The sequence below is a fragment of the Enterococcus sp. genome, assembly GCF_032555305.1.
In the GTDB taxonomy this organism is placed as follows: domain Bacteria; phylum Bacillota; class Bacilli; order Lactobacillales; family Enterococcaceae; genus Enterococcus_A.
Genome location: NZ_JAWGOQ010000011.1, coordinates 99,814 through 114,867 on the forward strand (window position 1 = coordinate 99,814; position 15,054 = coordinate 114,867).

Sequence of the window (15,054 nt, forward strand, 5' to 3'; positions counted from 1 at the left end):
TATAAAAAGATAAAATGAAATTATTCTTATCTAGGAACGTTGCAATTTCAGCGTTTCTAGATTTTTTATTTCATTTAAATGAATCTGTAATCAGAAATAATGAGATATCAATAACACTTGAAGCACGATCGTTGCTTATCAAAAGCATTGTGATATATTAAACATGTTCCGAAGTTAAAGAACTTCGATAATAAATCCTTAGGAGTGATTTACCATGAAAATTGGCGTAATTAAAGATCCAAAACAAGGTGAGGCTCGTGTCGGTATGACACCTGAAAACGTAAAAATTTTAGTTGAAGCTGGAAATGAAGTGCTGGTTGATGATAATGCTGGTGCTGGATCAGGTTTTACTAATGAACAATATGTTGAAGCTGGCGGTAAGATTGTAGATACAGATACTGCATGGACTGCGGAGTTGATCGTTAAGGTCAAAGAGCCAATGGAAAGTGAGTATCATTATTTCAAAAAAGGTCAAATCATTTGGGGCTTCTTGCATTTAGCAGCGAACAAAGCCTGCGTTGAAAAAATGATGGAAGTCGGCGTGACAGCTTTATCAGGCGAAAACATTTCAATCAACGGTGTTTTAGAATTATTGAAACCAATGAGTGCGATCGCTGGACGTCGTGCCGTTAACTTAGGTCAATACTATTTAGAAAAACAACACGGCGGCGAAGGCATCTTGCTTCCAGGCATTGACGGTGTTGAAGCTGGTACTGTAGTTATCTTAGGCGGCGGTAATGCTGCTGAGAATGCAGCTGATATGGCTGTCGGAATCGGCTGCCACGTAATTATTTTAGAAGTGAACGAAAACCGTATCAAGCAATTACAGGATCGTTACAAGGATCATAATGTAGACGTACTTGTATCTAATACAGAAAACTTGGAAGAAAAAATCAAAGAAGCGGATGTATTCATCTCAACTGTCCTGATTCCAGGTGCAAAACCACCAAAATTAGTTAAAGAATACATGGTTGAATCAATGAAACCTGGTTCAGTCATCGTCGACATTGCCATCGATCAAGGCGGTACAGTCGAAACAATTGACAAACCAACAAATCATGCAGATCCAGTCTTCACAAAACACGATGTTATTCACTATGCTGTTCCAAACATGCCGGGTGCTACACCAAGAACAGCAACAATTGCACTAGCAAAAGGGAATATTTCATTCCTTAAAGATGTGAGTGTTAAAGGGTTAGACGCGGCATTGAAATCTGATGAATCATTATTATCTGGTCTAAGTGTATATAATGGCAAGGTCGTTTCTAAAGCCTTAGCGGATTCAATCGATGTTCCTTATACCGAAGTAGGAGATGTTCTGTAATGACTGAAACTATGACAAAGTTACCTGTCACTATTGAAGATATTCATGAAGCAAAGAATGTAGTAAAACAATATGGTCGAGTTACACCGCTGATCCAATCAATGTTTCTGACTGCGAAAACTGGCGGACAAGTATTTTTGAAATTAGAAAATATGCAATTAACTGGCTCATTCAAATTCCGCGGAGCATTTAATAAGATCGCGCACCTGACACAAGCGGAGAAGGATAAAGGCGTCATCGCAGTTTCTGCCGGTAACCACGCGCAAGGAGTGGCGTTAACTTCTAAGTTGTTGGGTATTGAAAGCACGATCGTCATGCCTGAGACCGCTCCTAAAGCTAAGGTTGAAGCAACAGAAGGCTACGGATCAAAGGTTATCTTGCATGGAGCAGGATTTGATGATGCCAAAGCCTATTGCGAAAAAATCGTTGAAGAAACAGGCGTTACGTATATTCCTCCTTATGATGATGAGTTCGTCATGGCTGGACAAGGAACAATTGGCCTTGAGATTCTGGATTCTATTTGGGATGTTGATACGGTAGTAGTTCCTGTTGGTGGCGGCGGATTGATTGCCGGTATAGCGGTAGCGATGAAAACTTTTAATCCAAATATCAATATCATTGGTGTCCAAGCGGATAATATCCATGGGATGACAGCTTCATTCCGCGCAGGTAAAAAAGTTGGCTATAAAAAAGCTGCAACAATCGCTGATGGTTGTGCAGTTGAGTTTCCCGGAAACCTTACCTTTGAAGTCGTTGAAGATTTAGTTGACGATATGGTGACTGTTTCTGAACAAGAGATCGAGCTGGCAATGAAGGATTTGATTCAACGGACGAAGATCGTTGTCGAAGGAGCTGGGGCATTAGCTACAGCTGCAATTCTTTCAGGAAAAGTCGATCAATATGTGAATGGGAAAAAAGTTGTTGCTGTCGTTTCTGGTGGTAATGTCGATTTGAACCGTATTACTGATGTGATTGGTCATTTCTCAGTAGCAAACGAATTGAAATAAACGGATCGTAAAGTTTTTTTGAAAAATATCTTACAAAAGTAAAGCCGAATCCCGAAAAACCTTCCATTTGGTAAGGTTTTCGGGTATTCGGCTTTTTTAATCTCTTGTGTCTCAGCTACGCGTCATAGTCTTTTTTAAAGAGGTAAATGCCGCTGACAATCGAAACGATCAGGGCTAACAATACTACCATAATTGATCCAATTTCTGAATCTTTCCAAAGTAGTCCGCCAGTGTTGATTCCCCAAAGGCTGAAAATCAGCGTTGGTAGTGCCAGTAGTAGGGAAGCTGTATTTAAAAACTTCATCAACTGGTTCAGTCGATTATCCATCATGCTATCGATCAGACCGCTAATTGAACCCAGCATCTCACGATAAATCTGAACAGAAGTAGTCGCTTGCTTTGTTTGGAGCTCAATTTCAATTGCTAAATCTCTATCAGAAGATACCAAACTTGAGTCCAAAAGGTGTGTGATCGTTCTGCTCTGCTCTTTTAGCAGATTATCGATGTAGACGAGTTTTTTTTCTGTATGTGTAGTTTTTTCTAAAATATTCTTATTCGAGCCATTTGAGGTTACTTGGCTGATTTCTTCAATCATTTCGCGTTGTTTGTGCAAGAAAACTAGATAATGTTCATTAATGATCTGCAAAGTGTGCAAAATTAAACCGGCTGTCGTGAAAATCTCAGATTGGTAATTGTTTAAAACTTCGTCCATCAGCGGTTTCTTACTTACTGTGATCAAAATATCTGAGGTTAGAAAAACAGTAACTGCTGATGATAATGATTCCGGTTCGTCCATTGACTGGATATTGATGAAAAGCATCAAACAAAGCGTTTTTTGATCTTCCGTCTGATATTTTTTAAAAAAGGAAACATTTGAATACTTTTCGCCTAAGGAAAAGAATTTTTTCGGCAAATCATAGGCTTGATGCAACTGTTCTTTTTCTGCATCGGTTGGATCGGAAACAGATAGCCAGTTTCCTCCACTGGAATTTTTTTGTACGCCTTCATTTGTAATAGAAAAATAATCAATCAAGGAAAAAGACCTCCTAATCTTCGTCAAACTTTATTGTCTTAATCATCTCAAATTGATGAATGATTGCCAATTAATTTGAATCGTTAAATTTGATAGAAAGATATTTCTTCCTATATAATGGAGAAAATTTCGGAAAAGGTTAAGTAATTCTGTTAGTCAACTATTAATCTTCTCATTTAAAATGATTCTAGTTTACAGACGATTTCTATCTGATATAATAATTTTCATATTTCATAAACTTCAATGAAAATTTTCATTAGAAGTGAACTTATATATCGTCATAATATGGATGACAGTTTCTACCTTGTGCCGTAAACGCAAGACTATAAGTAAAAATCGTACGTTTACGTACCTTTTTTGCTTTGCAGATGAGGTGCGTTTTTTGTAGTAATCAAAAAACGACAAGAAAAGGAGAAAGTACAATGAAAGAATTGACAGATCGTATCAAGGATAATGGCCGTGTTTTAGGTGAGGGTGTGTTAAAAGTTGATGAATTCATCACTCACCAAGTGGATCCTGATTTAATGGACGCTATGGGTAAACGCTTGGCAGAAGTTTTTGCCGATAAAAAGATCACTAAAGTAGTGACGATCGAAGCTTCCGGAATCGCTCCAGCAGTATATGCTGCACAGGCTTTGAAAGTACCAATGATCTTTGCTCGTAAATCAAAAAGTTTGACGATGGATGAAGAATTGTTGACAGCTTCTGTTTATTCATTTACCAAACAAGTAACTAGTACTATTTCTATTTCTCGTAAATTCCTTTCTGCAGAGGATAATGTCTTGTTAGTCGATGACTTTTTGGCAAACGGCCAAGCGGCTAAAGGATTAATTGAATTATGTCAGCAGGCTGGTGCAAATGTGGCTGGAATTGGGATCTTGATTGAAAAGTCATTTCAGGATGGTCGCCAACTGATCGAAGACATGGATATTCCGGTTGTTTCTTTAGCAAGAATTGCTTCCTTACATGACGGTAAAGTAACCTTTATCGAGGAGGACGCATAGAGTGACAAGCGAGACAGGAAATGGAAAATCAGCAGTATTAGGTTTGCAGCATCTTTTGGCAATGTACGCAGGGGCAGTAGCAGTACCGCTTTTGATAGGAACGGGCTTAGGATTTAATGAAGCACAAATGACGTATTTGATATCCATCGATATTTTCATGTGTGGAGTTGCGACATTGCTGCAATTGACAGTAAATAAATTTTTTGGGATTGGACTACCAGTTGTTTTAGGTTGTGCGATTCAAGCCGTAGCACCCTTGATCTTGATTGGTCAAACGCATGGAGTAGGAACGGTCTATGGATCAATTATTGCTGCGGGAATCTTCGTTGTACTGATTTCTGGTTTCTTTTCCAAAGTAGAAAAGCTTTTTCCGCCAATTGTAACGGGAACGGTTATTACGACAATCGGTTTGACATTGATACCAGTTGCAATCACCAAAATGGGTGGTGGCGATGCCGCTGCCAAAACATTTGGTGATCCAACGAATCTAATGTTAGCTTTTGTGACGATTATTTTGATACTAGCTGTTCAAGTATTTGGCCGGGGATTTGTTCGTTCAATCGCAGTATTAGTCGGTTTAGTAGGCGGCTCTATATTAGCCGCGTTTTTGGGTCAGATTGATTTAACGGCGATAGGACATGCACCAATGTTTCACGTCCCACAACCATTTTATTTTGGGACACCAAAGTTTGAGCCATTTTCAATTTTGTTGATGATTATTATTTCTATTGTAAGTATGGTTGAATCCACTGGGGTTTATTTTGCTTTAGGGGATATCGTTGGGAAAGAAGTAAAAGAAGATGACTTGAAGCGTGGATACCGAGCTGAAGGTTTGGCGGTTATACTAGGTGGATTATTCAATACCTTCCCATACACAGGATTTTCACAAAATGTTGGTTTAGTCCAGCTATCTGGGATCAAAACCCGTCGTCCAATCTACTTTTCAGCAATCTTTCTAATTGTCTTGGGGCTTTTCCCGAAAGTCGGGGCATTAGCTCAAATTATTCCTGAACCGGTTTTAGGCGGCGGGATGTTGGTGATGTTCGGTATGGTAGCTGTCCAAGGAATGAAGATGCTGTCGAAAGTAGATTATAGTGATGAGAAGAATTTATTGATCATCGCGATCTCTATTGGATTTGGTTTAGGCTTCAACGCAATGCCAACAGTATTTGCGAAATTACCTGAGACCATTCAGATGTTTACTGGCAACGGGATTGTTATGAGCAGTTTATCAGCGATTGTTTTAAATCTTCTATTTCATGGATATAAAAGAGCAGAAAAATAAGGAAAGAGGCGTGGTGAAAACCGCGTTTCTTTTTTAATAAACAAAAACACGAACAATAGATTAGAATTATGTATTAATATTCGAAATCCTTTTTGACTTACGAAATCCTACTTGCTAAAATAAGCATGAATAATGAAAGGGGCAAATTATGAATCCAGAAGTTGCAGTTATTATGGGTAGTACCTCAGATTGGGAAACGATGAAGCATGCATGTGACAGCCTTGATGAATTAGGTGTTGCTTATGAAAAACGAGTTGTTTCAGCTCACCGTACACCAGACTTAATGTTCGACTTTGCAGAAAAAGCTCGAGAACGTGGAATTAAAGTGATTATCGCAGGTGCCGGCGGAGCTGCACATTTACCGGGCATGGTGGCGGCTAAAACCACTTTGCCAGTAATCGGAGTACCTGTTCAATCCAGAGCATTGAATGGCTTGGACTCACTGCTGTCTATTGTGCAGATGCCTGGCGGGGTACCAGTGGCTACTACAGCGATCGGAAAAGCTGGAGCAACGAACGCCGGACTACTTGCGGCGCAGATGCTTTCCATGTATGATAAAAAAGTAGCTGAGCGCTTGGAAAAGAAGCGGCAGCAAATGACAGAAACTGTATTGGAAAGTAGTGAACAACTTGGTTAAATCATTAAAGCCAGGCTCTACGATTGGTATCGTAGGCGGAGGACAATTAGGCCGTATGATGGCTATCAGTGCAAAGGAAATGGGTTTTCGTACGGGCGTGATCGATCCGACAGAGGATTGTCCAGCTGCGCAGGTTTCGGATTGGCATATCGTTGCTGATTATGATGATCAAATGGCTTTGGAAGAAATGGCCCGCAGATCACAAGTAATTACTTATGAATTTGAAAATGTGGATGTGGATACAATTAATCATATCCAGCATTTCGCAAACATTCCTCAGGGAACCGATTTGTTAGCGATCAGTCAAGACCGTTTAATGGAAAAATCCTTTTTGGAAAACAATAATATCGTGATCGCTCCTTACGCGACGATCATCAGCCCAACAGATATTCAAGATGCGATCGAGGGAATCGGTTATCCTTGCGTTTTGAAAACAACGCGCGGGGGGTACGACGGTCATGGACAATATGTTTTGAATAGTACGGCTGATCTAGCCCCATCGATGAATCTATTGCGTTCGGGAACTTGTGTTTTAGAAGCTTGGATTCCTTTTGAAAAAGAATTGTCTGTTCAAGTCGCAGGAAATAATATTGGCGATTATGTCACATTCCCAGTAGTAGAGAATGTTCACCGCAATAATATTTTACATGAAACGATTGTTCCAGCTGGGATCGATGCAGCAGTGGCAAAAGAAGCTAGCCGAATCGCTAAGGTGATTGCCCAAGGAGTCGACTTAGTCGGAACTCTTTGTGTGGAGTTCTTCTTGACTAAGGCAGGTGCGCTGTACGTCAATGAGATTGCTCCGCGTCCACACAATTCCGGACATTACACAATAGAAGCTTGTACGATGAGCCAATTTGATGCTCATATTCGTGGAATTTGCGGTTGGCCGCTGAGCGAACCTAAGTTATTATCTAATGCGGTAATGGTTAATGTTTTAGGTGAGAATCTGTTGAAGGTATATGAGCTGATCGATCTGTGGCCCGAATGGCACTTCCATTTTTATGGGAAGGCAATGCCTAAGAAAGGGCGCAAGATGGGCCATGTGACTATCTTGACCGACAGTATTCAACGAACATTAGACGATATCAAAAAAAGCGAAACTTGGGATTAATTTATTTTCCTGATTGTAATTTTACAACTGAACTGATAGGAAGAAAAAACTAAATGATTTAATGAGGGAGAATACAATGATATCTAGATATACAAGAGACGAAATGGGTAATATTTGGAGCGATGAAAATCGTTATAAAGCGTGGTTGGAGGTTGAGATTTTAGCTGATGAAGCGTGGGCAGAATTAGGCGAGATTCCAAAAGAAGATGTGCAAAAGATTCGTGCGAATGCCGGCTTTGATATTGATCGTATTTTAGAGATCGAACAATCAACCAAACATGATGTGGTAGCCTTTACGCGTGCTGTGTCTGAAACTTTGGGCGAAGAACGCAAGTGGGTTCACTATGGTTTGACTAGTACAGATGTGGTGGATACTGCTTATGGTTATTTGTACAAGCAGGCCAACGACATCTTGCGTAAAGATCTACAAGACTTTTTAGCAATCATCGGCGAAAAAGCTTTAGCGCATAAAGATACTGTTATGATGGGTCGTACTCATGGCGTCCATGCAGAACCGACGACTTTTGGTTTGAAATTAGCCACATGGTATTCAGAAATGAAACGGAACATTGAACGCTTCGAGCATGCCGCCAAAGGTGTAGAGGCTGGGAAAATTTCAGGAGCAGTAGGTACGTTTGCGAATATTCCACCGTTTGTGGAAGAATTTGTCTGTGAGAAGCTAGGAATTCGTCCACAGGAAGTCTCAACTCAAGTGTTACCTAGAGATTTGCATGCGGAATATTTCTCTAGTTTGGCACTGATCGCAACTTCGATCGAACGCTTCGCGACAGAGATTCGTGGACTGCAAAAATCGGAAACTCGTGAAGTGGAAGAATTCTTTGCTAAAGGCCAAAAAGGGTCCTCGGCAATGCCGCATAAACGTAATCCGATCGGTTCTGAAAATATGACTGGGTTGGCGCGCGTGGTTCGCGGTCATTTGATCACTGCTTTTGAAGACGTAGCATTGTGGCATGAACGCGACATCTCTCATTCATCAGCAGAACGGATCATTACACCGGATACAACGATTTTAGTAGACTATATGCTGCATCGTTTTGGCAATATCGTTAAGAATTTGACTGTTTTCCCAGAGAATATGAAGCGCAATATGGAAGCGACGTTTGGCTTGATCTATAGTCAACGTGTGATGTTGAAACTGATTGATAAGGGAATGACCCGCGAAGAAGCCTATGATTTGGTACAACCCAAAACGGCTTATGCCTGGGATAACCAAACGCAATTTCGTCCTTTATTGGATGCAGATGAAAAAATTACCAACGTTTTATCTGCCGACGATTTAGATGATGCGTTTGATTATAATTATCACCTTAAGAATGTTGATAAAGTTTTTGAACGAGTAGGTATAAAATAAGAAAAAAACCTCTTGCCGCGGCAAGAGGTTTTTGTATTTTAGGCGTAAGAATAAATATCGGCACAGCAACATTGGTAAAGCTGCTCCAGCAGACAATTAATCAACTGATAATCATAAGTTTGTGAATTTAAAATAATCTCGATCCGATACGAATTTTTTAAGAAGGAGTGGTCCTTCAACTGTCTAACGACTAACTCTTCGTTCAATTGATTAGAAAAATGTAAAGATTGCATTGCTTTCGATTGCTTTGGATGCAAGATTTTTTTTAGATTACGATAGGAATAAAAGCTGGTATTACGGTTAAGATTGTGTGTCGTATCCAATCCTAATAGGGCGTTGAACAGATGTTGTTTATCCGTTTCCAGCATTGAATTAAGAAATTTTTCAGCTGCTACCGGTGCATCTAACATAAGCGATTCCTCCATATATTTCGTTCGAATTAAATATAGCACCATTTTCACAAAATGTAAACGCTCTCTTTGGTTTGCTAACGGAACGGCATTTAACGCCTCGTTATAAACACGAACATTAACCGTGTTAGTTTATTATAATATCCGATAAATTGTTGAAATATCCATATTCAGTTGTTACACTAAATATGAAATTAAGTAACGAACGATTTTTTCAATAAGTTTTTAAATGTTCATTAAAAGGGAGCGTTATGACGTGGAAAAAGGCACTTTATTGTATGAAGGAAAAGCAAAACAATTGTTTCAAACGGATGATCCGGATATTGTTTGGGTTGAGTATTTAAATCAGGCAACTGCTTTGAATGGTGCGAAGAAGGATCAGATTAGCGGTAAAGGCGAACTTAATAATCAAATTACTGGATTGATCTTTGATTTCTTAAAAAGCAAAGGAATCAATAATCACTATATCAAACAGCTTTCGGCGAATGAACAGCTGATTCAAAGCGTTGAAATCATCCCTTTAGAAGTAGTGGTTCGAAATGTAGCAGCAGGTAGTTTTTCAAAACGTTTAGACATTCCAGAGGGGTCACCTCTGAAATTTCCGATTGTTGAGTTCTATTATAAGAACGACGAATTAGATGATCCGATGGTTATTGACGATCACATCATGACTCTGGAACTTGCGACAGAAGTTGAACTGGCTCAGTTGCGTCGGATGGCCTTAGAAGTTAATGAGGCTTTGATCGAGTTATTTGATTCAATTGATATTGCGCTAATTGATTTCAAATTAGAGTTTGGTCGTCAGAAGGATGGGTCGATTTTATTGGCTGATGAGGTTTCTCCTGATACTTGCCGTTTATGGGACAAGAAAACCAATGAGCATTTAGATAAGGATATTTATCGTCGTGATTTAGGTGACATTATTCCGGTATACCAAGAAGTACTAAATAGATTAGAAAAGCGAGGAGAATAAGCATGTATTTTGTGAAAGTTTATGTAACGTATAAGGATTCAGTATTGGACCCCCAAGGTGAAGCAGTAAAAGGCGCTGTTCATCGGATGGGCTACGATGAGATCGAGGATGTTCGCATCGGGAAATATTTTGAGATCAAAGTTGCCAAAAGTGATCGTCCTGTAGATGAGATGATCGAAGAAGTTTGTGACAAGCTGCTGGCTAACGTAAATATGGAAACTTATCGTTATGAAATTTTGACATCGGAGGAAGTTTAACATGAAATTTGCAGTCATAGTCTTTCCTGGCTCAAATTGTGATTTAGATATGTACTGGGCAATGAAAGAGATTATGGGAGCTGATTGCGAGTACGTTCGGTATGATGCAGACAGCCTTGATGGATTTGATGGTGTCTTACTTCCCGGAGGATTCTCTTACGGTGACTATTTACGCTGTGGTGCGATTGCACGTTTTGCTAACATCATGTCAGAAGTTATTCGTTTTGCGGAAGAAGGCAAACCAGTTTTCGGTACGTGCAATGGATTCCAGATTTTGACAGAGGCCGGCTTATTGCCAGGTGCGCTGCGGCGGAATGAATCATTGAAATTTATCAGTAAAATCACTCCGCTTAAAGTTGTGAACAATCAAACAAAATTTACTACTGAATATCAAGCCGACGAAGTGATCCAAATTCCGGTCGCTCACGGTGAAGGAAATTACTATTGTGATGATGAGACCTTAGCAGAATTAAAGGCGAATAATCAAATCGTTTTTACCTATGAAGGCGATAATATCAACGGAAGTGTTGAAAGTATTGCGGGGATCACTAACAAAGCTGGGAATGTCTTAGGAATGATGCCTCATCCAGAACGTGCAATGGAGAAGCTGTTAGGGTCTGATGATGGGATAAAATTCTTCGCTTCTATTTTAAATAATTTTGGAAAGGTGACGGCAAACTAATGATGAAATTAGAACCAACGGCTCAAGAAATCAAAGATCAGCGTATATACGCTGGATGGGGTTTGACTGATGAAGAATATCGTTTGATTTCAGAAGACATTCTTGGTCGCCTGCCAAATTATACTGAAACAGGTCTTTTCTCTGTTATGTGGAGTGAACACTGTTCCTATAAAAATTCTAAACCCGTATTGCGTAAATTCCCATCTGACGGTCCACAAGTATTGCAAGGTCCTGGAGAAGGTGCTGGAATCGTGGATATTGGCGATAATCAAGCAGTTGTTTTCAAGGCGGAAAGTCACAATCACCCTTCAGCTGTGGAACCCTATGAAGGTGCAGCAACAGGTGTCGGCGGCATTATTCGCGATATTTTCAGCATGGGCGCTCGTCCGATTGCTGTCTTAGATTCTTTACGTTTTGGTGAATTGAACACTGAAAGAACCAAATACTTATTAGAAGAAATCGTCGCTGGGATCAGTGGTTATGGAAACTGTATCGGAATCCCGACAGTTGGCGGTGAAGTAGCTTTTGATCCTTGCTATGAGGGCAATCCTTTGGTAAACGCGATGTGTGTCGGCTTAATGGATCATAAAGACATCCAAAAAGGTCAAGCCAAAGGTGTCGGCAACTCGATCATGTACGTCGGTGCAAAAACTGGCCGCGACGGAATTCACGGCGCAACATTTGCTTCTGAAGAATTTGTTGAAGGGGAAGAACAACAACGTTCTGCAGTTCAAGTCGGCGATCCGTTCATGGAAAAACTATTATTAGAAGCTTGTTTGGAATTGATTTTAGATCATGCGGATATCTTAGTTGGTATCCAAGATATGGGTGCGGCTGGGTTAGTGTCATCAAGTTCTGAGATGGCTTCAAAAGCCGGATCAGGTCTGAAGCTCTATTTGGACGATGTTCCTCAGCGGGAAACCAACATGACGCCATATGAAATGATGTTATCTGAATCACAAGAACGGATGCTGATCTGTGTTGAGCAGGGTCATGAAGATGAAGTCGTTGAATTATTTAAACGCTATGAGTTGGACGCAGTGACTATTGGTGAAGTAACAGATGATGGTATGTATCGCTTGTATCACCATGGTGAAGAAGTTGCCAACTTGCCTGTTGATGCGTTGGCAGAAGATGCTCCTGTTTATGAAAACGAAAAGCGTGAACCAGCACGAATTCAAGAGTTTGCGAATATGGCAGATTTCAAACCGGAAGTGAACGATGCTACTGAAACATTACTAGCATTGTTACAGCAACCAACCATCGCCTCAAAAAGAATGATTTATGAAACTTATGATTCGCAAGTTCGGACGAACACTGTTGTACGGCCGGGAAGTGATGCGGCAGTTATGCGTGTTCGCGGAACCAACAAGGCTCTGGCGATGACGACTGACTGTAATGCACGATATTTGTACTTGAATCCTGAAGTCGGCGGGCAAATCGCTGTTGCTGAAGCAGCCCGCAATATTGTAGCTTCTGGCGGTCAACCCTTAGCGATTACCGACTGCTTGAACTATGGTTCGCCTGAAAAGCCAGAAGGTTTCTGGGAATTATGGACTTCAGCTGATGGTATCTCAGAAGCATGTCGTACATTGAATACACCAGTTATTTCCGGCAACGTTTCTATGTACAATGAGACCAACGGTAAAGCAATCTACCCTACACCGATGATCGGTATGGTGGGCTTGATCGAAGACTTGGCGCACATTACGACACAAGAATTCAAAACGGCTGGCGATCTTGTTTATGTCATTGGTGAAACGAACGCTGACTTCAATGGTACTGAGATCCAGAAAATGCAAAAAGGATTGATCGAAGGGAAATTGATGGACTTTGACTTAGCTGTTGAGAAAGCCAATCAGGAATTAGTCTTATCAGCCATTAAAGCAGGCTTAGTAGAAAGTGCTCACGATTGTGCAGAAGGCGGTCTGGCAGTAGCGATCGCTGAGTCAGCATTTAATAATCATTTAGGCGTCGACGTTAATGTAGAAATGCCTGTCGAAAACCTGTTTGCCGAAACACAATCTCGTTTTGTTCTATCGATTAAACCAGAGAAGCAAGCGGATTTCGAAGCATTCGTTGGCGAAAAAGCAATAAAAATCGGTGAAGTGACTAATACTGGCGAATTGAAACTGACTGCTGTGGGTGGTGACATCGCCGTTTCAACGGAGAAAGCCGAAAAATTATGGGAGGAAGCCATTCCATGTCTAATGAAGTAAAAAGTTTAAATGAAGAATGTGGCGTATTTGGCATCTGGGGTCACCCAGATGCTGCTCGCGTCACTTATTTTGGCTTGCATAGCTTGCAGCATCGTGGACAAGAAGGTGCTGGGATTGTCAGCAATGACAGCGGGAAATTAATCAGTACTCGTGGATTGGGGCTTTTGTCGGAGGTTTTTAAAGACGAGCGTCAACTAACTCAATTAACTGGACAAGCAGCAATCGGACATGTTCGTTATGCGACTGCAGGAACCAGTAGTGTAGATAATATCCAGCCTTTCTTATTCAATTTTTACGATGGTGACTTTGCTTTAGCTCACAATGGCAATTTGACTAATGCGAAGAGTTTGAGAAAAGAATTGGAAATTGACGGTGCGATCTTCCATTCAAATTCAGATACAGAGATCTTGATGCATCTGATTCGCCGGAGCCAGAAAGAGACGTTATGCGAACGCATGAAGGAAGCATTGAACACAGTCAAAGGCGGCTTTGCCTACTTGATGCTGACAGAAGATTCAATGGTAGCGGCACTTGATCCAAATGGTTTCCGACCGCTGTCGATCGGACAAATGGTCAACGGGGCTTATGTAGTGGCTTCAGAAACCTGTGCCTTAGAAGTTGTGGGAGCGACATTTATTCAAGATGTCAATCCTGGCGAAATCATTACGATTAATGACGATGGTTTGAAGGTTGAACAGTTTACAGATAATACGCAACACGCAATTTGTTCAATGGAATATATTTATTTCGCACGACCTGACTCAAACATTGCTGGGGTCAATGTGCATAGTGCGCGTAAAAATATGGGGCGCATTTTGTCACAAGAATCAGGAATTGAAGCAGACATGGTTGTCGGTGTGCCGAATTCTTCCTTATCAGCAGCAAGCGGTTATGCGGAGGAGTCAGGCATTCCTTATGAAATGGGTTTGGTAAAAAATCAATATGTTGCAAGAACCTTTATTCAACCAACTCAGGAATTGCGTGAACAAGGGGTTCGAATGAAGCTTTCAGCCGTACGAGGAGTCGTAGAAGGCAAAAAGGTGATCATGGTAGATGACTCGATTGTACGCGGGACTACAAGTCGTCGAATTGTCAATCTATTAAAGGAAGCGGGAGCCAAAGAAGTTCATGTGCGAATTGCTTCGCCGCCATTACGGTATCCTTGTTTTTATGGGATCGATATTCAAACTCGTAAGGAATTGATCGCTGCAAATCATTCGATCGAAGAAATTCGCGAGATGATCGGTGCTGACTCATTGTCATTTTTAAGTGAAGGTGGCTTGATCGACGCGATCGGACTAGATTTTGATGCACCATATTCAGGATTATGCATGGCTTATTTCAATGGTGACTATCCGACGCCTTTATATGATTACGAAGAGCATTATCAAGCGACCCTGAAGGAAAAGACTTCTTTTTACTAAATGTGAAAGGTAAATAAAAAGAAAGAAAATTCCTTTCAGACTTAACAAATGTAAAGAAAAAGCGAAAAAACTTTCCAATAGACAAGTCAAACGCTTTATTTGGGTGGTCTACAGCATGAGAATTAATTCATTAAAGCGAATAAGGATTTCAGTTCCTCTTTTCGCAGTAAATTTTGTTGAGTAAGTAATTTCCTAGATATATTCAAAAGAAAGACAAGAGAAGTCTAGAGGAATGACATACGGTATGAGAATCAAACTAATTTTTCGGCTTTCTGAAAAATGAATACATTAATATGAATAAGGATTTCAGTTC

14 protein-coding genes and 1 riboswitch are annotated in these 15,054 nt (G+C 40.5%); of the genes, 12 read left to right on the top strand and 2 right to left on the bottom strand.

Annotation, left to right across the window (positions count from 1 at the left end; translation table 11 throughout):
- Positions 1-214 precede the first annotated feature (214 nt).
- Complete coding sequence (gene ald, locus E6139_RS10055) at positions 215-1,324, top strand: alanine dehydrogenase (protein WP_316402930.1); 1,110 nt, start codon at positions 215-217, stop codon at positions 1,322-1,324.
- Positions 1,324-2,331, top strand: a complete 1,008-nt coding sequence (gene tdcB / locus E6139_RS10060) for a bifunctional threonine ammonia-lyase/L-serine ammonia-lyase TdcB (RefSeq protein ID WP_316402931.1) — start codon at positions 1,324-1,326, stop codon at positions 2,329-2,331. The genes ald and tdcB overlap by 1 nt, the downstream gene beginning before the upstream one ends.
- A gap of 115 nt (positions 2,332-2,446) precedes the next feature.
- On the opposite strand, the gene E6139_RS10065 is transcribed toward tdcB, so the two are convergent.
- A complete protein-coding gene (locus tag E6139_RS10065) occupies positions 2,447-3,364 on the bottom strand; it encodes a magnesium transporter CorA family protein (RefSeq protein ID WP_316402932.1) in 918 nt (305 codons plus the stop codon).
- Between the two features lie 248 nt (positions 3,365-3,612).
- A riboswitch (purine riboswitch) is annotated at positions 3,613-3,710 on the top strand.
- 76 nt (positions 3,711-3,786) lie between these two features.
- Between E6139_RS10065 and E6139_RS10070 the strand changes: the two genes are divergently transcribed.
- The 5 genes from E6139_RS10070 (at position 3,787) to purB (ending at position 8,776) form a co-directional block, all read left to right on the top strand.
- On the top strand, positions 3,787-4,368 hold the full coding sequence (locus E6139_RS10070; protein ID WP_316402933.1) for a xanthine phosphoribosyltransferase: 582 nt from the start codon (positions 3,787-3,789) through the stop codon (positions 4,366-4,368).
- Between the two features lies 1 nt (position 4,369).
- On the top strand, positions 4,370-5,653 hold the full coding sequence (locus E6139_RS10075) for a nucleobase:cation symporter-2 family protein (protein ID WP_316402934.1): 1,284 nt from the start codon (positions 4,370-4,372) through the stop codon (positions 5,651-5,653).
- Between the two features lie 148 nt (positions 5,654-5,801).
- Positions 5,802-6,290, top strand: a complete 489-nt coding sequence (gene purE, locus E6139_RS10080) for a 5-(carboxyamino)imidazole ribonucleotide mutase (protein ID WP_316402935.1) — start codon at positions 5,802-5,804, stop codon at positions 6,288-6,290.
- The gene (gene purK / locus E6139_RS10085) at positions 6,283-7,404 is read left to right on the top strand and encodes a 5-(carboxyamino)imidazole ribonucleotide synthase (RefSeq protein ID WP_316402936.1); all 1,122 of its coding nucleotides are present in this window, start codon (positions 6,283-6,285) and stop codon (positions 7,402-7,404) included. Before purE ends, purK begins: the two co-directional genes overlap by 8 nt.
- A 76-nt stretch (positions 7,405-7,480) precedes the next feature.
- Entirely contained in the window at positions 7,481-8,776 is a 1,296-nt protein-coding gene (gene purB / locus E6139_RS10090) for an adenylosuccinate lyase (protein ID WP_316402937.1), read from the top strand.
- A gap of 38 nt (positions 8,777-8,814) precedes the next feature.
- On the opposite strand, the gene E6139_RS10095 is transcribed toward purB, so the two are convergent.
- Positions 8,815-9,186, bottom strand: a complete 372-nt coding sequence (locus E6139_RS10095) for a hypothetical protein (RefSeq protein WP_316402938.1) — start codon at positions 9,184-9,186, stop codon at positions 8,815-8,817.
- 256 nt (positions 9,187-9,442) lie between these two features.
- On the opposite strand from E6139_RS10095, the gene purC reads away from it, so the two are divergent.
- The 5 genes from purC to purF are packed head-to-tail and all read left to right on the top strand — an operon-like array spanning position 9,443 to position 14,741.
- Positions 9,443-10,159: a phosphoribosylaminoimidazolesuccinocarboxamide synthase gene (gene purC / locus E6139_RS10100; protein WP_316402939.1), complete on the top strand. Its 717-nt coding sequence runs from the start codon at positions 9,443-9,445 to the stop codon at positions 10,157-10,159.
- Positions 10,160-10,161: 2 nt separating this feature from the next.
- A complete protein-coding gene (gene purS, locus E6139_RS10105) occupies positions 10,162-10,416 on the top strand; it encodes a phosphoribosylformylglycinamidine synthase subunit PurS (RefSeq protein ID WP_316402940.1) in 255 nt (84 codons plus the stop codon).
- Position 10,417: 1 nt separating this feature from the next.
- Positions 10,418-11,098 carry a phosphoribosylformylglycinamidine synthase subunit PurQ gene (gene purQ / locus E6139_RS10110; protein WP_316402941.1) on the top strand — a complete coding sequence of 227 codons (681 nt, stop codon included), beginning with the start codon at positions 10,418-10,420 and terminating at the stop codon, positions 11,096-11,098.
- On the top strand, positions 11,098-13,317 hold the full coding sequence (gene purL, locus E6139_RS10115; RefSeq protein ID WP_316402942.1) for a phosphoribosylformylglycinamidine synthase subunit PurL: 2,220 nt from the start codon (positions 11,098-11,100) through the stop codon (positions 13,315-13,317). Before purQ ends, purL begins: the two co-directional genes overlap by 1 nt.
- Positions 13,302-14,741 (top strand): amidophosphoribosyltransferase, encoded by a 1,440-nt coding sequence (purF, locus tag E6139_RS10120; RefSeq protein ID WP_316402943.1) that lies wholly within the window; start codon positions 13,302-13,304, stop codon positions 14,739-14,741. Before purL ends, purF begins: the two co-directional genes overlap by 16 nt.
- The last annotated feature ends 313 nt before the right edge of the window (positions 14,742-15,054 follow it).